17 protein-coding genes, 5 tRNA genes, 1 pseudogene and 1 riboswitch are annotated in these 18965 nt (G+C 47.0%); of the genes and pseudogenes, 11 read left to right on the forward strand and 12 right to left on the reverse strand.

Annotated features, from left to right (window positions below):
- Window positions 1–29: 29 nt before the first annotated feature.
- A riboswitch (FMN riboswitch) is annotated at window positions 30–184 on the forward strand.
- A 126-nt stretch (window positions 185–310) separates the two neighbouring features.
- Complete coding sequence (locus ABUE30_RS09960) at window positions 311–1252, forward strand: DMT family transporter (protein WP_408623619.1); 942 nt, start codon at window positions 311–313, stop codon at window positions 1250–1252.
- 100 nt (window positions 1253–1352) lie between these two features.
- Here the strand turns inward: ABUE30_RS09960 and ABUE30_RS09965 are convergent, their stop codons facing one another.
- The 7 genes from ABUE30_RS09965 to ABUE30_RS09995 form a co-directional block, all read right to left on the reverse strand.
- Window positions 1353–2240 (reverse strand): ABC transporter permease subunit, encoded by an 888-nt coding sequence (locus tag ABUE30_RS09965; RefSeq protein ID WP_408623620.1) that lies wholly within the window; start codon window positions 2238–2240, stop codon window positions 1353–1355.
- The gene (locus ABUE30_RS09970) at window positions 2240–3139 is read right to left on the reverse strand and encodes an ABC transporter permease subunit (RefSeq protein ID WP_408623621.1); all 900 of its coding nucleotides are present in this window, start codon (window positions 3137–3139) and stop codon (window positions 2240–2242) included. The genes ABUE30_RS09965 and ABUE30_RS09970 overlap by 1 nt, the downstream gene beginning before the upstream one ends.
- Complete coding sequence (gene potA / locus ABUE30_RS09975; RefSeq protein ID WP_408623622.1) at window positions 3136–4254, reverse strand: polyamine ABC transporter ATP-binding protein; 1119 nt, start codon at window positions 4252–4254, stop codon at window positions 3136–3138. Before potA ends, ABUE30_RS09970 begins: the two co-directional genes overlap by 4 nt.
- 46 nt (window positions 4255–4300) lie before the next feature.
- Window positions 4301–5374 carry a polyamine ABC transporter substrate-binding protein gene (locus tag ABUE30_RS09980; protein ID WP_408623856.1) on the reverse strand — a complete coding sequence of 358 codons (1074 nt, stop codon included), beginning with the start codon at window positions 5372–5374 and terminating at the stop codon, window positions 4301–4303.
- A 529-nt stretch (window positions 5375–5903) separates the two neighbouring features.
- Window positions 5904–7010 (reverse strand): extracellular solute-binding protein, encoded by a 1107-nt coding sequence (locus tag ABUE30_RS09985; protein ID WP_408623623.1) that lies wholly within the window; start codon window positions 7008–7010, stop codon window positions 5904–5906.
- Window positions 7011–7037: 27 nt separating this feature from the next.
- Complete coding sequence (locus tag ABUE30_RS09990; RefSeq protein WP_408623624.1) at window positions 7038–8399, reverse strand: aspartate aminotransferase family protein; 1362 nt, start codon at window positions 8397–8399, stop codon at window positions 7038–7040.
- 18 nt (window positions 8400–8417) lie between these two features.
- Entirely contained in the window at window positions 8418–9749 is a 1332-nt protein-coding gene (locus tag ABUE30_RS09995; RefSeq protein WP_408623625.1) for a glutamine synthetase family protein, read from the reverse strand.
- A gap of 722 nt (window positions 9750–10471) precedes the next feature.
- Here ABUE30_RS09995 and ABUE30_RS10000 point away from each other — a divergent pair.
- Together ABUE30_RS10000 and ABUE30_RS10005 are read left to right on the forward strand one after the other, a co-directional pair.
- Window positions 10472–11749, forward strand: coding sequence for an NAD(P)/FAD-dependent oxidoreductase (locus tag ABUE30_RS10000; RefSeq protein ID WP_408623626.1), 1278 nt, complete (start codon window positions 10472–10474; stop codon window positions 11747–11749).
- Between the two features lie 273 nt (window positions 11750–12022).
- A complete protein-coding gene (locus tag ABUE30_RS10005; protein ID WP_408623627.1) occupies window positions 12023–12937 on the forward strand; it encodes a hypothetical protein in 915 nt (304 codons plus the stop codon).
- Window positions 12938–13075: 138 nt separating this feature from the next.
- Here ABUE30_RS10005 and ABUE30_RS10010 read toward each other — a convergent pair whose 3' ends face one another.
- The gene (locus ABUE30_RS10010; RefSeq protein WP_408623628.1) at window positions 13076–13999 is read right to left on the reverse strand and encodes a LysR family transcriptional regulator; all 924 of its coding nucleotides are present in this window, start codon (window positions 13997–13999) and stop codon (window positions 13076–13078) included.
- Between the two features lie 92 nt (window positions 14000–14091).
- Between ABUE30_RS10010 and ABUE30_RS10015 the strand changes: the two genes are divergently transcribed.
- The 8 genes from ABUE30_RS10015 (at window position 14092) to ABUE30_RS10050 (ending at window position 17548) form a co-directional block, all read left to right on the forward strand.
- A complete protein-coding gene (locus ABUE30_RS10015; protein ID WP_408623629.1) occupies window positions 14092–14979 on the forward strand; it encodes a DMT family transporter in 888 nt (295 codons plus the stop codon).
- A gap of 99 nt (window positions 14980–15078) precedes the next feature.
- Window positions 15079–16041: an aldo/keto reductase gene (locus ABUE30_RS10020; protein ID WP_408623630.1), complete on the forward strand. Its 963-nt coding sequence runs from the start codon at window positions 15079–15081 to the stop codon at window positions 16039–16041.
- Window positions 16042–16194: 153 nt separating this feature from the next.
- A tRNA-Arg gene (locus ABUE30_RS10025) sits at window positions 16195–16271 on the forward strand.
- A 39-nt stretch (window positions 16272–16310) separates the two neighbouring features.
- Window positions 16311–16386: transfer RNA gene (locus tag ABUE30_RS10030), tRNA-His, on the forward strand.
- A gap of 3 nt (window positions 16387–16389) precedes the next feature.
- Window positions 16390–16476 (forward strand) — tRNA-Leu (locus ABUE30_RS10035).
- Between the two features lie 49 nt (window positions 16477–16525).
- A tRNA-Pro gene (locus ABUE30_RS10040) sits at window positions 16526–16602 on the forward strand.
- Window positions 16603–16719: 117 nt separating this feature from the next.
- Window positions 16720–16796, forward strand: a tRNA-Pro gene (locus ABUE30_RS10045).
- A gap of 155 nt (window positions 16797–16951) precedes the next feature.
- Complete coding sequence (locus ABUE30_RS10050; protein WP_408623631.1) at window positions 16952–17548, forward strand: DUF1415 domain-containing protein; 597 nt, start codon at window positions 16952–16954, stop codon at window positions 17546–17548.
- 24 nt (window positions 17549–17572) lie between these two features.
- Here the strand turns inward: ABUE30_RS10050 and ABUE30_RS10055 are convergent, their stop codons facing one another.
- The 4 genes and pseudogenes from ABUE30_RS10055 to ABUE30_RS10070 all read right to left on the reverse strand — a co-directional run bounded on the left by ABUE30_RS10055 (window position 17573) and on the right by ABUE30_RS10070 (window position 18928).
- Complete coding sequence (locus ABUE30_RS10055; protein WP_408623632.1) at window positions 17573–18001, reverse strand: organic hydroperoxide resistance protein; 429 nt, start codon at window positions 17999–18001, stop codon at window positions 17573–17575.
- Between the two features lie 48 nt (window positions 18002–18049).
- Window positions 18050–18229 (reverse strand): hypothetical protein, encoded by a 180-nt coding sequence (locus ABUE30_RS10060; protein ID WP_408623633.1) that lies wholly within the window; start codon window positions 18227–18229, stop codon window positions 18050–18052.
- Window positions 18229–18408, reverse strand: a pseudogene (locus ABUE30_RS10065) (MarR family transcriptional regulator); the annotation flags it as partial. The pseudogene ABUE30_RS10065 and the gene ABUE30_RS10060, both read right to left, overlap by 1 nt.
- On the reverse strand, window positions 18407–18928 hold the full coding sequence (locus ABUE30_RS10070) for a heme NO-binding domain-containing protein (protein ID WP_408623634.1): 522 nt from the start codon (window positions 18926–18928) through the stop codon (window positions 18407–18409). The pseudogene ABUE30_RS10065 and the gene ABUE30_RS10070, both read right to left, overlap by 2 nt.
- Between the last annotated feature and the right edge of the window lie 37 nt (window positions 18929–18965).

Genomic DNA, 18965 nt, shown 5'->3' on the forward strand with positions numbered 1-18965 from the left:
TAAATTAATAGCTGTCTAATTTGACAATTATCGAACTTCGGGGCGGGGTGGAACTCCCCACCGGCGGTGATTTTGCCCGATGCAAACAGCCCGCGAGCGCTTTGGTGAGTAAAACCGCCAAAGGTCAGCAGATCTGGTGAGACTCCAGAGCCGACGGTGATAGTCCGGATGAAAGAAGATCGACCAAGCAACCTGTTTACAACGACATTTATTTGTACGTTTTCCAGTGGTGTGCTCCGATGAGGAGTGTGCCTGTTTGGCTATCCAATCATCACCCCTGTACATCTTATTTAAGTGGAGTAAAACCAAGATGGCAGGAATAGTCTTTATTATGATCGCGTGCCTGACCTGGGCATTGGACACCTTGATTCGTTATCCTCTGCTCGGACAAGGCTTTAGCACCTTACAAATCGTCTTATTTGAACATCTCACGTTAGTGTTAGTGACTTCACCGCTATTATGGCGCTATCGGCATCATTTTATGCAGATGAATAGCACGCAAAGTGCCGCGTTGTTTTTTATTGGCGGGGTCGGTTCGGCGCTGGGTACCTTAGCATTTACCCAAGCTTTCCATTATCTCAATCCAACCATTGTGATCTTGTTGCAAAAATTGCAGCCGTTGGTGGCGATTCTACTCGCGAGCTGGTGGTTAAAAGAGCGTATTCACGGCTATTTTATTCGCTGGGCGGGTCTTATATTACTAGGCAGTTTAGTGATGATTTGGCCTGATGTTCGCCACCTTGCACAAGCAAACTGGTATTACGCTAATAGTACCCCTGATATTATTAAAGGCTACAGTTATACCCTTTTGGCCGTACTTGCTTGGGGGGTGGCGACGGTGTGTGGTAAGTACTTGGCAAGTGAGAAGATGCCTGCAAATGCGATTATGTCAGGGCGTTTTGCTACGGGGTTGATGGTTTTGCTGCCGTTGGCTTTGCTCTATCCGGCCAGTGTACAGCCGATGGCTACACTCTCTTTGGGCAAGTTAGTGATGATGGCGTTATTAAGTGGCTTGCTGGGAATGTGGCTCTATTATCAAGGGCTGAAGCGTATTCCAGCACAACTTGCTACGTTGGCTGAGCAAACTTTTCCGGTATTCGCTGCGATAATTAATTGGTTATTTTTAGGGATGAGCTTATCCAGCTATCAGATTGCTGGGGCATTACTGCTGGTCCTTGGCAACATTGGTTTGCGCTTTAAAGAGATGCATCTACCCGTGCAACCTGGCACGGCATCACTCAACCAAGCTTGAACATTGATAAAAAGAGGTGCGGTGCGATTGCCGCACCCATCGATGCAAGCCAAAAGGTATCATGAGATACCTTTTTGAGATATAACTCAACACGATTTGGCTAGCTTAATTGCTGAGGATAATGCTCTGGCGTGGTGAGCTGTTCATCGCGCTGCGAGGCTTTGATCGATTGCTGCCGACGTTTTTCAGCGCGTGACATAATCCACCAAGCGGCCAGTGTCGCCAGTGATACAACTACTACGATAAGCGTTGCTAAGGCATTTATTTTTGGGCTAACGCCCATACGAACGCTGGAAAAGACCGCTATTGGCAACGTCGTTGCTGAAGGCCCTGAAACAAAGCTAGCGATGACTAAATCGTCAATTGACAAGGTGAAAGCGAGTAGCCAGCCGGCGATAATCGCTGGAAAAATGCTCGGTAACGTGATCAGTACAAAGACCTTCCATGGCGGCGCACCCAGATCCATGGCGGCTTCTTCGATAGAACGATCGACTTCGCGCAGGCGAGAGCTAACGACTACATGCACATACGAGGTACAAAAAGTAACGTGGGCAATCCAGATGGTCAAGATGCCGCGCTCAGCAAACAAGTCAAATACCTGCCCCAAAGCGATAAACATCAGTAGCATCGATAGTCCCATGATCACATCGGGCATCACAAGCGGTGCGGTGATCATAAATGAGAAGGCGCCTCGACCAGGAAAACGCTGTAATCGTGCGAGTACAAATGCGGCGATTGTTCCAAGTACTACTGCGGTGCTGGCAGATAACACCCCGATGGTTAAGCTCAAACGAACACTGCTCATCAACATCACATCATGAAATAACGCGCCATACCATTTTGTCGAAAACCCTGCCCAGACAGTCACTAAGCGACTCTGGTTAAATGAATAGACAATTAAAATCAGGATTGGTAGATATAAAAAGGCAAAGGTAGTGATCAGGATCAGCCATTTCCATTTGCTTTTCGATACAGGAATGTCGCCCATTAGTTGGCCTCCAGCTCACGTTTTTGGAAATGTTGGAAAATAAGAATGGGTACCATCAAAATCAACAGCATAATGATTGCCACCGCTGAGGCGACTGGCCAGTCGCGATTGTTGAAAAACTCTTGCCAAAGGACTTTACCAATCAAGATTGAATTGGGTCCACCCAGTAAGGTCGGAATGACAAACTCACCCACTGCTGGAATGAAGACCAACATAGAACCGGCAATCACACCGCCACGCGTCAGTGGCAACAGTATCCGCCATAAAATGGTAGCTGGCTTGGCTCCGAGATCACTTGCCGCTTCAAGCAGCGAATAATCGACCCGCATCAAGGCGGTATACAGTGGCAGCACCATAAACGGCAGATAGGTATAAACAATGCCAATATAGACCGCCACATTGGTGTGTAATATATGCAAAGGGTGGTCGATGACACCAGCCATCATCAAGGCGTTATTAAGCAATCCATTGTTCTTTAATATGCCTATCCAAGCATAGACTCGGATTAAAAAACTGGTCCATGAGGGCAACACAATTAACATCAACAAGATATTACGGGTTGATGGTTTGGAGTGTACGATAGCCCAAGCCATTGGATAACCGACCGCCAAGCACAATATCGTCGAGATAGCCGCGACTTCTAAAGAGCGTAAATAAGAATCGATATATAAACTATCGCTCACCATATACAGATAGTTGCCGAAGCTGAGCAATATTTGCAGTTGTTGATCGCCATAGTGCAGTAATGATGAATAGGGCGGAATCGATAGTTGAGCTTGCGAAAAGCTTATTTTGAGTACAATAGCCAGCGGCAATACAAAGAATAGTACCAGCCAGACATAGGGCGGTAGCACCAGTGCATAGCGTGCATAACGCTTGTAAGTCGTAAGCAGTTTCATATTTTTAAGACCACACAGCTTTGTGCTTCCCAGCTTAAATATACCGGTTCTTCCCACATGGGTAAGTTTTCACGGTGGCGGCTGGTATTTGGAACCGTTGCACGAACTAATTGATTGCTTGGTAATCGCACATGGTAGATAGACTGGCCACCTAAATAAGCGATATCTTCCACCACTCCTTGGCAGATATTTTCTTGCTGCGTACACTCGCGGGAGAGCTCAATTTTTTCTGGGCGAATCGCGATCATCAGTGGCAAGCCTGGCGCGTCTGACAAGCCATGGTTGAGCAAGATAGGTTGTGCTAATGCATAGCAGTGGATGCTGGCCTGATTGGGTAAGCCTTCTAACAACTCACCTTCAAAGATATTCACCGAGCCGATAAACTCAGCACTATAGCGGGAGTTGGGGTACTCATAAATTTCTTCAGGCGTGCCAATTTGGATAAACTGACCACGATCCATGATGGCAACGCGAGTGGCCATGGTCATTGCTTCTTCTTGATCATGGGTGACCATTACGCAAGTCACTCCCACGCTCTCTAAGATATCGACCACTTCCAATTGCATCTGTTCACGCAACTTCTTATCCAGTGCACCCATGGGTTCATCAAGGAGCAGCAATTTAGGTTTTTTCGCTAGACTGCGCGCGAGTGCTACGCGCTGACGCTGCCCGCCTGAAAGCTGATGCGGCTTGCGATTAGCATACTCTTGCATCCTTACCAATTTGAGCATGCGCGTGACGGCCACGTCGATTTCCGCACGACTTAGACCATCTTGTTTCAGGCCAAACGCGATATTGCCTGCCACCGTCATATGAGGGAAGAGCGCATAGGATTGAAACATCATGTTGACGGGGCGGCGATGCGGCGGTACATCGGCTAAATCTTCACCATCGAGCAGGATCTGGCCCTGGCTGGGTAACTCAAAGCCGGCTAGCATCCGTAATAGAGTTGATTTGCCGCAGCCGGAAGCCCCTAATAGAGCAAAGAGCTCCCCGCGCTCTATGGTTAAGTCGACCTGATCGACTGCCGGTTGGCCATCGAATAATTTACTCAGACCACGAATCTCAAGCAAAGGGGGGGGCGTTGCGGGATTGTTTGTGGGGACTGACACCATCATCACACTCCATATTAGGTCTGCCAGAGCAGACCTATTTTATTGATTAGTTTTGCAAAAAGTCAGTCCAAGCACGAGTACGAACACGAGCGACGGACAGTGGCAGCATTTTTGCGATGAACAGTTTTTGACGGACTTTATCGCTTGGATAAATCCCTCGGTCATTGGCGATATTTTTATCGAGATACGGTTTCGATGCCGGAACGGGGTTGGCGTACCATACATAGTTACTGTTGGCTGCTTCTACTTTAGGTTGCAGTAGATAATTGATGAATTTTAGCGCATTGCCTGGGTTTTGGGCATCTTTGGGAATCGCCATCAGATCAAACCAGATCATCGCCCCTTCTTTGGGGATCGAGTATTTGATTTCAACGCCATTGTGCGCTTCTTTCGCGCGCTGTGCAGCCATTAATAGATCGCCTGACCAACCTATCGCAACACAGATGTCGCCATTGGCTAAATCATTGATATATTGTGATGAATTGATTTCTGTAATGTAAGGACGAACCTTTTTCAGCATGGGTAAAGCGACGTTGGTATAGTCACTAGGATGAGTTGAATTAGGATTTTTACCCAGATAGTTGAGCGCCGCCGACATAATTTCATTCGGCGCGTTTAAGAACGATACACCACATTTTTGTAGTTTTTTCATATATTTTGGTTGAAAAACCAGATCCCAACTATCGACAGGCGCATCGGGACCTAATATCGCTTTAATTTTTTTGACATTATAACCAATGCCAGTGGTACCCCACATGTACGGAATCGCGTATTGATTGCCCGGATCTGACGACTGTGATAAGAGTTTCATCAGTTGCGGATCAAGATTTTTGTAATTGCTCAGTTTTGATTTATCCAGCTTCATAAACGCACCGGCTTTGGCTTGCTGGGTCAAAAATTCATTACTTGGAACCACTAAATCATAGCCACTATGACCAGATAGGATCTTCGCTTCTAAGACCTCATTCGAATCGAATACATCATAGACCGTCTTGATCCCTGTCTTTTTCTCAAAATTGGGCACCGTGTCTTTAGCTATATAATCTGACCAGTTGTAAACATGCACGACGGCTTGTGTGTCAGCTTGAACACTCAGCGGCATAAAACCGAACATCGCCATACATAGCGACAAAAAAGGTATAGAACGTCTCATTAATGGGTCTCCGTACAAGTGAGTGTTAAGCCTACAACTGGCAACTCTGTTTGGCGATTGCTTTATACAGCCTCAACGACTTGAATTCAATCATGTCATCGTCTCTTTTTTAGCCGAGCCACTGCTTTAGCAAGTTTATTAGCCATCGCCTGTGATGACTCATTTTCAGCGCGTGCTCTGCAAGCGAGATCAACGCCTATTCACGTTTATGGCAGCGTTGTTAGATGAGGGGGCATGCCCGTTCTCTTCACCTACATGGCGTATCATCTGCAATTTCAATTGCGCTGCGAATCAAATTTAGCACCAAACGCGACTTACCTTTCCGTATCTAGAAAGTATAGCGGTTGACGCGTTAATGCGAATGCTAGGGTAAAATACCCCATCGAAATGGGGAGCGTCCTAGCGATTGTTCGGTGCACTTACGACATCGCCTCACGATGGATACGTCGCTACTCCTACTTGGTATAGGCCTGCAAAAGCAGGCCTGAATCATGACTTAGTTTTGTAAAAATTGCGTCCAAACGCGGGTACGAAGGCGATCAATTTTCATCGGTAGTAGCTTCGCACTAAACAGTTTTTCTCGAGTTATCGTAGAGGGGTAGATGCCTGGATTGTTGAGAATGGCTTTATCGACCGCTGCATTCGAGGCGGGATTAGGATTGGCGTATGATACATAGTTGGTAATGGCTGCGGCCACCTTGGGTTCTAAAATATAATTGATAAACTTCAATGCCGCATCGGGGTTCGGCGCATCTTTAGGGATCGCCATCATATCAAACCAAACCAGAGCGCCCTGTTTGGGGATTGAATATCGAATATGGATGCCATTCTTAGCCTGCTCCGCCCGATTGGCTGCCATCATCACATCACCTGACCAGCCGATGACCACACACACATCGCCATTTGCCAAGTCATTGATATATTGTGATGAATTGATATCGCTAATGTAGGGCCGAATTTTTTTCAGTAAAGGAAGTGCCACATCGGTGTAATCACTGGGCGTGGTCGAATTGGGGTTTTTGCCCATATAATTGAGTGCTGTTGAGAGGATTTCTGTTGGGGCGTTGAGAAAAGAGACGCCGCACTGTTGTAGTTTTTTCATGTATTTTGGCTGAAACACGAGATCCCAACTATCCACTGGTGCATCGGGACCTAAAATCTGTTTGATTTTATCCACGTTATAGCCGATTCCTGTGGTTCCCCATAGATAAGGAACGCTGTACTGGTTGCCCGGGTCGGCTGAATCAGAGATTAATTTTAACAGCTTTGGATCAAGGTTTTTATAGTGAGTGAGTTTGCTTTTATCAAGCTTTAAAAAAGCGCCTGCTATGATCTGTTTGCCCAAAAAATCATTACTAGGGACCACCAAATCATAGCCGGTATGTCCGGCAAGTACTTTAGCCTCTAGTACCTCATTAGAATCAAACACATCATAGGCAACTTTGATCCCCGTCTGTTTCTCGAAGTTGGGAATGGTGTCGGTTGCAATATAATCAGACCAGTTAAATATATGGAGTACTGGCGAAGCGGCATGCGCCATCCCTGATAGTGTGCTCAATATGGCCGCCGCACAAACTGTTGTGAGCATCGCAGAACGCTGCATTTTATTTTCCCTATTCATCAATTAATATTATATGTTGGTCCGGGAGGTAAGTTGTGCATAGGTTTGATCCAAGCACTGCCAGGCCAGTTGTATGAGTTCATCCACTTCTGCTTTGCTAATAATCAGCGGCGGCGCGATGATCATCGTATCACCGACCGCACGCATAATTAGGCCATTGCTCACGCAAATGTTGCGGCACAACGTGCCAGCTGCCTTAGTTTTATTATAGCGTTTTAATGTCGCTTTATTTTCGACTAACTCAATGGCGGCCATCATCCCTTTGATGCGCGCCTCACCCACCAGTGGATGTTCAGCCAGAGCCAACCACTTTTGGGCTAGATAAGGGGCAATGTCGTTGCGTACTTTTTCGACTAAGTGATTTTTTTCCATCTCTTCGATCGTGGCTAAGGCCACTGCGCAAGCGACAGGATGCCCTGAGTAGGTAAATCCATGGGTAAATTCATCATCATGCTCTTGCAGGACTTGGGCAATGCGATCACTGACCATCACCGCACCCAACGGCAAATAGCCGGACGTAATCCCTTTAGCTAAACACATCAAATCAGGCGTGATAGCATAGGTTTGGCTGGCAAACCACTCGCCTGTTCGGCCAAAGCCACAAATCACTTCATCGACGATAAGCAAGATGCCATAGTGATCACAGATCCTCTGAATTTCAGGCCAATAACTATCAGGGGGAATAATCACGCCGCCAGCACCTTGGATGGGTTCGGCAATGAAGGCAGCAACGTTTTCAACCCCCAGTTCGAGAATTTTTTGCTCAAGCAGTTGTGCTCGTTGTTGGCCAAACATTTCTACGTCAACCCCTTGCCCCTCGCCAAAATGATAGGGTTGGGGGATATGAACGATGCCTGGAATCGGTAAACCGCCTTGGGCATGCATCGGCTTCATGCCGCCAAGACTGGCTCCGGCCATCGTACTGCCGTGGTAGGCATTGTCACGACTGATGACAATCTGTTTTTGGGGTTGACCCAAACACGCCCAATAATGGCGCACGGTACGCAATACTGTGTCATTACACTCAGAACCTGACCCAGTAAAAAAAACATGATTGAGCTTTGCGGGCGTGATCTCGGCCAGTTTGGCTGCGAGCTTGGCCGCTGGAGAATGTGTGGTTTGAAAAAACAAATTGTAATACGGTAGGGTGTTGAACTGTTTTTGTGCCGCTTCGATCAGCGGTTTGGCGCTATAACCTAAGTTGACGCACCAAAGTCCGGCCATGGCATCGAGAATTTTGTTCCCTTGCTCATCATACACATAGATGCCTTCACCCTTTACAATAACCCTTGCACCATCACGATTCAGCTGATGGTAGTTACTAAATGGATGGAAACAGTGTTGACGGTCTTGTTGTTGACTCAGGCTCATCAGGTCGCTCCCTACGATTTAAACATTCAGTAATAAAAATTCCCGTTCCCAGGAACTGATGACTTGGAAAAAAGTTTTATATTCTTTACGTTTTAATGCCACATAAGCAGAGACAAAGCGGTCGCCCAAAATATCGCGCATATCATCGCTACGCTCTAATAATTGCAATGAGTCTTCAACAGTTCGCGGTAGTGAGTAAGGCGATTGAGTGGCATCACCGGTGGTGATCGGTGTCGGTTGCAGTGACTTTTTCATACCCATATAACCACAGGCTAGTGAGACAGCCATGGCCAAATAAGGGTTGGCATCTGAGCCTGCATAACGATTTTCGACTCGCCGAGCACTTGGGCCCGAGAAGGGGACTCGCAGTCCGACAGTTCGATTATCAACGCCCCATTGAACATTAGTCGGCGCTGAATCACCGAACATCAGCCGACGATAGGAGTTTACATTGGGGGCAAAAAAGGCGAGTCCGGCAGGCGTGTATTGCTGCATTCCTGCAATGTAGTTCAAAAATAGTGGGCTATTATCGCCATTCGCTAAGCCAAATAGATTACGTCCTTCGCTGTCGGTGATGCTTTGATGAATATGCATCGCGCTACCGGGTTCCGCTTCCATCGGTTTAGCCATAAATGTTGCATAGACATCATGGCGCTGTGCCGTTTCGCGCATCGTGCGTTTAAACAAAAAAACTTGGTCGGCGCGTGACAGCGGATCGCCATGTAGGAAATTAACTTCCATCTGCGCGGCCCCTGATTCATGAATGAGGGTGTCGACATCAAGCTCTTGGGCATCGCAGTAGTCATACATATCTTCAAAGATAGGGTCGAATTCATTCACCGCATCGATGCTAAATGACTGACGGGCAGTCTCAGGGCGTCCATTACGACCGATAGGGGGTTCTAATGGATAATCCCAGTCGATATTTTTCTTAACCAAAAAAAATTCAACCTCTGGGGCAACCAGAGGAAACCAGCCTTCTTTTTCGTAAAGAGCTAACACGCGACGCAATACCGAGCGCGGGGCAATATCAACCAGTTGGTTGTGGTGATTGTAGCAGTCATGGATCACTTGGGCGGTTGGCTCTTTGGTCCATGGGACAAAACGAATCGTTTCTGGATCAGGTTCCAGTTGCATATCCCGTTCGGTGGGATCCACCATACTGTCATCATCTGGGCATTCGCCCGTGACCGTTTGAAAAAAGATCGATTCTGGCAGACGCAAACCTTGTTCCCGTAAATATTTACTTGCTGGAATGATTTTGCCACGTGCATTACCGGTCATATCAGGAATTAAGCATTCGACTTCGGTAATTTTGTGGTCAGTAATCCACTGTTTAATATGGTCCATACGTTCCCTAAATGACACCGCTATTTGTTTAGTAAACTAATCAGTATTTGTTTAAAATATACCCATTCTGGAATATATTTGACACGTTAATTAATACATGTCAAACATTCTTGTGGGTTTTTTTTATGATGAAATGAAATGTCTAACAGCACCGAAATATTTGCAATATATTAAACACTGTGATGGATTTTTAAACACATAAAAATGCAGCTTCGAGGGCCTCGATGAGCCAACTAAAGCCAGTTAATATTGTGAATTCATCGAACCTACTCACTAGGTCGGTGGCTCATTTTAATGCGCAACCGTAATGACAGAGCGTTGATTTGATTTTGCATGATTGAAACGCCGCGAGTTGCGATAAACGTACCGAACAGCTTAGTGTCTTCTAAAATGTTCAACGAAGGTGTGTGCTGGCCGATATTCATGCTCGCTTAGACGTTGACTAAGCCGTTAGATGATAAGGAAGTAGCTCGCGATTGGTGGCGTAATCCGTTGTGGCAATGTATCACCAAGCCGGCTGATATTGATATATTAACGAATGACAGAATAGGCCTTTGCGCTGTATGTCGAAAGGCAAGTGACATGACCTGTCTTAGGTCAAGCGTTTGCCAAGTTGGCTAAGCGATAAAATGGTTAGAAAAGCACTACTGCCAGAGTGAAGTATCACCACTTCACTTAAATGTCAGTGGTTCCCGTAAGCGATATGATAAAAGGATGATGTCATGACAGCGAAGCCTTACCCCGATTCTTACTATGCGGCGAGCGCCAATCAGGCGTTTGTGTTCCCCTCATTATCCGAGAGCATTCAGGCCGATGTGTGTGTCATTGGCAGTGGGATTACTGGCGTGGTCAGTGCACTGAAATTAGCTGAACAAGGTTATAAAGTCGCGCTTCTTGAAGCCGAACAAGTTGGGTTTGGCGCATCTGGGCGAAGCGGGGGGCAAGCCATTTTTGGCTGGGCTTGTGAGCAAAGCTACCTAGAAAATTTGGTCGGTCAAGAGAGTGCTCGGCATTTTTGGTCCATCGCCTTGGAAGGGCTGGCTCACACCAAACAACGGATCAAAGATTACCAAATTGATTGTGATTGGTGTGATGGTATGGCGCATCTTGGCATGAAAGCCCGCCATGACCACGCGCTACAAACATGGTACCACCAACTTCAAGATAATTATGGGTACAACAGCTTGACGTTGTGGGATAACGATCAAGTGCGAGAGCAAATCGACAGCCCGCTTTATACGAGTGGCCTTTATGATGCCAACAGTGGTCATCTCCATCCCCTTAATTATACCTTAGGCCTTGTTGCAGCGGCTAAATCGGCGGGAGTAGACATTTATCAAGGCAGTCGCGTTACCCAAATTATTCAAGGTGAGTCAGTTACTCTGAAGACTGTTGCTGGGCAAGTGCAAGCCAAGCATGTGATCTTGGCGTGTAATGCGTATTTAGAAGGACTGTCACCTTACTTAGAGAGCCGCGTGATGCCAGTGGGCACTTATATTGCAGCTACCGAACCGCTGGGCGAGGCGAAATGTTGGTCGCTGATGAAAGGCATGGCGGCCTGCGATATTAACTTTGTGCTGGATTACTATCGTTGCTCGGCTGACCACCGGTTGTTGTTCGGCGGCCGGGTCAGTTACTCTGGGGCTGAACCGCGCGATCTCAAAGCCATCATGCGCGCCCAGATGATCCATGTGTTCCCACAGCTTCGCGCCGTGAATATTGACTACGCATGGGGTGGATATGTAGGAATTACGATGAACCGTGCCCCGCATTTTGGTCGTTTGGCCAACAATATTTACTACGCGCAAGGCTTCTCTGGCCATGGTATCGCCGCCTGTGGCATCGCTGGTGAACTGATGGCTGAAGCGATAGCAACGACTGCTGAGCGCTTTGACTTGTTTACGCGGATCCCACACCGTGCTTTCCCCGGCGGGAGGTTGTTGCGCACGCCAGCCTTAGTCTTAGCAATGGCTTATTATCGAATACGTGACTACTTATAAACATAAACGGCACTCCTATGACGATTACCATTTTGCCTGACGGTGATGCTATCGTTGTTCACGACAAACCAGTTATAAGATTGGTGTCATGGCGGACTATGGGAATTTATTGCGCAATCGAGTCAAAAATAACACGCATTACTGATGCGTCTGTAGACGTTGCTCGCTGAGCATTCGCAAAGCTGCATTGCCATATTGATCAAATAATCGCTAGCATACATACTCTTCGTTATGTCAATAGATGTAAATACTGCGCAAGAGGTATGGTAAACGGTGCGAGTCACACTTGGATTCAAACTCTCATGGAAAGAGTACGTGTTATTGTTGGGGCTCCCTTTGTTCTTTTTAGCGGGGGTGTTTTATTTGATCAATACCCCTGCCCGTTATCAACTGCAAGCAAGCGCTGTATTAGTTCAGGACCCCAATATTCAGGCTCAAGCGGGAATGTTCCGTGGGCTGTCTCCGCTTGTTCGCCGTGCTGCGATCTTAAGCTTTCGTCAACACTGGAGAAATCAACGATTCAATCGCAGTTTGATTATTGCGACATTAAACTCACATGTTTTTCTTAAATCGTTCATTGCACAGCATCAACTCAAACCGATCATTTTTGCTCGGCGCTGGGATAAACAACATCAACGCTGGATTCGCCCCAAGCTCGGTTGGTTTGGCCAATTGTTGCAATACTTTTATGGCAAAAGCACGCCGTCAGGTTTGACCGCTCGTGAACCGAGTGATTATTTAGCGGTCAAACGACTGAAAACAGCGTTTCACTTCAAGCTTCTTCCCCGCCAAAGGATACTTCAAATGACGCTCATTTGGCCAGATAAGGTGCAGGGGCGCAACATGCTCAATACGTTGGTGAATTACGCTAACGTTTATATGCTTGAGCGTACTCGTCAGCAGACCCAAGATGAACTATCCAACTATCAGCAGATGCTTGTCAGCACATCTAATCTGACGATGAAGCAGCTGTTATTGAGTCACCAGCAACAATCGTTAAGTACGCTGCTTTTGCAAAATGTGCAGATGTCACCGATACTTTCATTGATCGATCCCGCCGTATTGCCCAACCAGCGTTATTATCGTTTTGCGATTATTCCCTTGGTTGCTGTTTGGTTGTTTTTTAGCTTGTTGGTTTTTTGCCTGATTATGATTAATCGAGTGCCAAAAGTTCGACCGTCTGTATAGCCTTTCATCAATTTATTGCAGCGCTTGCCAAAGATATTTGGATGCTAACGTGATGCCTATTATCTTTGCCGCGGCAATTGGGTTGAGCCCGCTTAATCATACACAATACAACCATGGTGAATCCAGTCGCAGCAATTCTCAGTCTGCATCTTTATCAACAGCAGGCGTTAGCGCTCGTAAACTGTTTAGTAACCAGTTAAGCGCGGGCTCGCGCTGATAGAGCGGGTGCCAAGCCAGGCAATAACGTATGGTTAGAGAGCTAGGTAGAGGCTGGGCGATAAGCGCGGTATCACGCAGTAAAAAATCACAGACGCTGTGCGGGACGACGGCATACAAAGGATGCTTGATCAGAAGCGGTGGTACAGCCATAAATGAGGGAACCCGCAAGGCGATTTGACGCTGGCACTGGTGTTCACCGAGCCACTGGTCAACCACTGTCTGACTATGTCCCCAACTAGATGTATAGATATGCGCTCGAGCAGTTAATTGAGTGATACTGATGGGCTGTTGGTTGAATGCGCGATTTTGAGCGCTCAAGCAATAGAGGGGGTCACTAAACCAAAATTCACTGGTGAGCTGTGGGTGCAAATGATGGCTATCAGCAAAGCCGACGACGACATCAAATTCACGCTCAGCGAGCGGCTGTAGGTAGTCTTTTTGGGTTAATTCACTAACCTGCAAGGTTAATCCCGAACCTGCTTGGCGTAGCCGCTCATAGATAGGTTCTATCATGGCGTGCTCAATTGAAGCGCTTACCGCAAGCTTAAAGATCCGCTCACTGCGACAGGGATCAAATGGTTCTAAGCCTGCAAATCCAAGCTCTAATGTTTGCCACACCTGTTCAATGGTAAGGGCCAGTTGTTTGGCGACAGGGGTCGGTTGCATCTGCCGTCCATACGCGATAAACAGTGGATCTTCAAAGAGTTCCCGTAAGCGTTTCAATGAGTGGCTAACTGCCGGTTGTGAGAGGTGTAAACGGCGAGCCGCCGCACTAACTTGACGCTCTTGCATTAGTAATCGGAATACCTTGAGCAGATTAAAGTCGATTCGCTGCAGGTCCATCTATAAACCTCATTTATACAAGGATGAATATGATTCATTTTATTGATTATACCAACCTCTGTAGACTGCGCTTCTAAGTTTTGGAGGTATTTATGAAGAAGTATCTGTATTTGGTGGCGATTGGTCTTTTGTGGGGGGCGCAATTTGTCTTTATGCGCCAAGCGGTCGCGACTATTCCTGATGTTTGGGTCGCTGCTGGGCGAGCGCTCACAGGTGCCGCAACGTTATGGTTATTGTGCAAACTACTCAGGCTGCGGGGCAATGTTCGTGATTGGCCTATCTATGCACTGATTGCTTTAGTTGATGCGGCAGTTCCTTTTTTGCTGCTAGCCTGGGCGCAGCAGCAGGTCGACAGCTCAATCTCGGCGGTGATTATGGGAATGATCCCCTTACTCACACTGTTATTTGCGCCACTTGTGATCGGTGAGTCTTTAACGCTGGTGGCTTTTATCAGTGTGCTGATAGGATTTGCAGGGATCTGGGTGCTGTTTGCGCCGCAGTTAATGGGTATTTCTACAGGTCTGCCTATTTGGCCGTTGCTGGCGATTTTAGCTAGTGCTGGTTGTTATGCTATGGGGATGTTGCTGGTCAAACGCTTAACACGCGAGTCGCCGTTGCTTGTTGCGCGCAATATCTTGTCGGCATCCGCCCTGCAGTTATTGGTGGTGGCCCTGATAGCGTCCCCTGAGATACCTACTGTGAGTTTGCCCGCATTGAACTCGCTATTGATGCTTGGGGTGTTATCGACGGGCTTAGGTTACTTCGTGTTTATGGCACTCATTGCCTTAAGTGGTCCAACATTCGCATCGATGAGTAATTATTTAGTGCCGGTCATTGGTTTTTTACTGGGCGGTTGGCTGTTAGCCGAGCGGCCACCGCAAAGTACGCTTTGGGCGCTGTCACTGATTTTGCTGGCAGTGGCACTTAACCAATGGGGGCAGTACCGACAGAAACACGATCGCGATTCGGTGCCGACTTAACCGCGCATTAGGTATCGGCACGTAAAGTTATGACCAAGGTTACTTTTTGAAAAAAACAGCTCTGTTATGATGAGATCCCGTTTTATCAAGGAGATGTGTATGACAACCCTTCCATTGACGACCACTTTAGCCGATGTAAGTCGGATTGCCCTAGGTTGTATGGGTCTTGGTGGTGAGTGGCATGCAGCAAGTTATGGTGAGGCCGATCGCATTCAAGCGCAACGTTGTATCGAAGTTGCGCTTGAGGAAGGAATTAATTTTTTTGATCATGCCGATATTTATCGCAACGGCAAAGCGGAGCTGATATTTGGTGAGGTGCTAAAAAGCCGCCCGCAGTTGCGTGAACAAATCTACATTCAATCGAAATGCGGGATTCGTTTTGCCGATGATCATGGCCCTAATCGCTACGATTTTAGCTATCAGCATATTATTGATAGTGTCGATAGATCGTTACAGCGCCTTGGTTGTGATTATCTCGATATCTTATTACTGCACCGTCCTGATCCTTTAATGGAACCTGAAGAAGTCGCGCGCGCGTTTGATGCCTTGTTATCGGCCGGTAAAGTACGCTATTTTGGCGTATCTAATATGAATCATCAGCAGATCCGCTTTTTGCAGCAATACCTTGATGAGCCGCTGGTTACCAACCAGATTGAGCTGAATTTAGCTCATCGTGACTTTATTGAAACAGGGGTCACTGTCAATGATGATCAAGGTAGGCACGCCCATTTTAGTGAAGGAACGCTGGAATACTGTCAGCGGCAAAATCTGCAGATACAAGCTTGGAGTCCGTTGGCGAAGGGAATATTTGCACAAGCGCCCAATAATCCGACCATTGCCGCCGCCCAAGAGCGACTGACTGAGTACAGCCAGCAATTTGATTGTGCAATTGAAACTATTTTACTGGCATGGTTGATGCGCCATCCGGCAGGGATCCAACCGGTAATCGGCACCACCAATGAACAGCGCATTCGCGACTGCGCAAAAGCCGTTGAGATTGAACTGAGTCGTGAACAGTGGTATCAACTGTTAACTGATATCCGTGGGCGGAATTTGCCTTAACTCAACTGATGAAAGGGCGTGAGGGTATTTATGAGCAAGATGGCGGGTAAAAACGAACAAATAGAATAAAATTTGTTCGATTAGACATTTTTTTAAAAAAAGGTCTAGACACAGCCCCCTCAAGTGCATAACATACGCCTCCGCCAGCATTGAGCACCCGTAGCTCAGCTGGATAGAGCGTTGGCCTCCGGAGCCAAAGGTCGGAGGTTCGAATCCTCTCGGGTGCACCAGGCAACGCAAGCTACTTTGGTAGTAAAAAATAGACTATGGTGGGTGTAGCTCAGTTGGTAGAGCCCCGGATTGTGATTCCGGTTGTCGTGGGTTCAAATCCCATCACTCACCCCATCTGCGAAGGTGGTGGAATTGGTAGACACGCTAGCTTCAGGTGCTAGTGGCCTTACGGCTGTGGGGGTTCAAGTCCCCCTCTTCGCACCATTTCTTGAGCCATTTTAGCTTGAGCAATGAGTAAAATAAGTTACAACGTCGGTGAATAGCGCAGTTTGGTAGCGCATCTGGTTTGGGACCAGAGGGTCGGGGGTTCGAATCCCTCTTCACCGACCATTTTTACATTGCTTACCTTGTTTTTGATTCGTAGGTAGTGCAACGCTTAGTTTTATATAGCGTGTTGTTGTGAAGATTAAGTATCTTCTCTTCACAAGGGTAACGCTTATCTATTGTCGGTGAATAGCGCAGTTTGGTAGCGCATCTGGTTTGGGACCAGAGGGTCGGGGGTTCGAATCCCTCTTCACCGACCACTTTCTCTGTTTTATCTTCCTAGTTTTATTTCTTTATTCGTTCATTTTCTTTGTCCAATATTGTTAGCGCTATTATTGATCGGCTATCCGGCATAAGATGCTAATGGTTGCAGCGCGACTACATCACTTTATCCTAAATTTGAGATTAATCTGCCATGAACAAGACCACTGAGTCCTTTAGCAAGAGTGATGAATCCATCGCTGAAAAAACTTGGCACTGGGTTAACGCCTTGATCGTCGCACTGAATCTGTGCCCTTTTGCCAAGCGCGAAATCGATCTTGGTCGAGTTCGGCTCATGGTTTGGCCGCACACTCAAGTGGCTGATGGATTGGCAAACCTAATTCGCGAGTGTCAATGGCTTGATGAGCATGCGCAGATTGAAACCTCGCTGCTGGTGTTACCTAAGATGTTGGATGATTTTGGCGACTATCTAGACTTTGTTGAATTAGCTGAGCAATTGCTCAGTGAACAAGGTTATGAAGGCGTCTATCAACTGGCTACATTTCACCCCGATTATTGTTTTGCTGGATGCAATGTGGATGATGTGACCAATTATACCAATCGCTCTCCCTATCCGATGCTGCATCTTCTGCGAGAAGCTAGTTTAGAACAAGCCATTGAACACTATGGAGATACGAACGCGATTCCAGAGCGCAATGTGGCATTACTCAAAGAGATGGGGTTGACCAAGCTGCAGGCATTGCTGGTGAAGGGTGAAAGTGCGACTTGCGAGCGCAAAAAACCGGCCTAGCAGTCGGCTTTTTGCGTTACAAATTTACTCGACGATGGTCAGCGTTACATCGACATTACCGCGTGTTGCATTGGAATAGGGGCAAACCTGGTGAGCGCGATCAACTAAATCTTGGGCTGCCGTCGCTGCAAGGCCGGGTAGCTCAATACGCAGTTCTACTTCAATACCAAAGCCTTCACCTAATGGGCCAATGCCAACAATACCGGTAATTTTAGATTCAGCTGGGATGCTTAATTTATCACGATGTGCGACCAACTTCATAGCTCCCAAAAAGCATGCAGAATAGCCTGCAGCGAATAGCTGTTCAGGGTTACTCCCTGCTGCACCATTGCCACCGAGCGCTTTAGGTGTTGTCAGTTTGACATCTATCACACCATCTGAAGAAACTGCATGACCATCACGGCCGCCTGTTACGGTTGCTTGCGCTTGATAGAGTGCTTTTTCAATAGACATAATAACTTCCTCGTAAAAGTGTATCAACTCGTCTTAGCTTGATAGCGGTTAAAGCGATAGATTCGCTTTGTGTAAAATGCTGCGCCGTTCAACTAGCTGGTGGCGAAGCATCTCAATTTGAGTGTCGCTGCACTGGTCTGTGCAGGCGATTTTATCTGGAATATGAGCCGCTTGGTGACGCAGTGGTTCACCTTCTGCTGTGAGCGTGACTTTATACCTGTCGTTCATCGTGTTGGCCAGCCATTATCTGCCATCCGTTTTAGTCGGGGTGTTAAGGTCGCAGGATCTAAAAACAATCGCTTTCCAAGCTGGGAGACGGTTTGCTCGTCTTACTCCCATAACACCAATATCACCAAGTACTGAGAATAGGTCAGTCCGAATGGCCTAAGGACACTACGATAGACTTTATTCTTTAATCTTCGTTAAAGTGAAGTGAGCATGATTGAGCGCCCCATTGATCAACTGTTGATGGATGACAATCGATTCGGCGAAATATTCGCTGCTGGCAGTTAGAAAGCCGTGGCAAACATGGGCAAAGGGCAGAGACGACTGATATTCTAAGATCATCTTATTGGGTTGCCACTGGAGTATAGTAAAACGTGGCGGTGTGTGGTCGTGATATAACTCGGCTATTTCCAAGTGCAGGACAGTCCCTGGATGGCGGAACAATTCAAAACTGCTGTGCACACTATCCAGCAAGCGATCCCCATTTTCGACAATAAAATAAAACAGCGATTTGCCAAAAAGCCGTTGCAATGTGCAGCTATCAAGCTTGAGATGATGAGCGAGTTCGTCAAGTACCTGGATAGGGTCGGTGTAATGTCCCATTAATTGCTGCGCATCCCACTCCAGAATATTCACTTGACCACGATATTGGCGCAGTGATTGGTTCAACATCGAAGCAAGTGGCTGCATCATTGTGACCATGGCAAAGCTCTCCTGACCTATAACCTTATAAATTATA

Source organism: Celerinatantimonas yamalensis (assembly GCF_046054155.1).
Classification (GTDB): domain Bacteria; phylum Pseudomonadota; class Gammaproteobacteria; order Enterobacterales; family Celerinatantimonadaceae; genus Celerinatantimonas; species Celerinatantimonas yamalensis.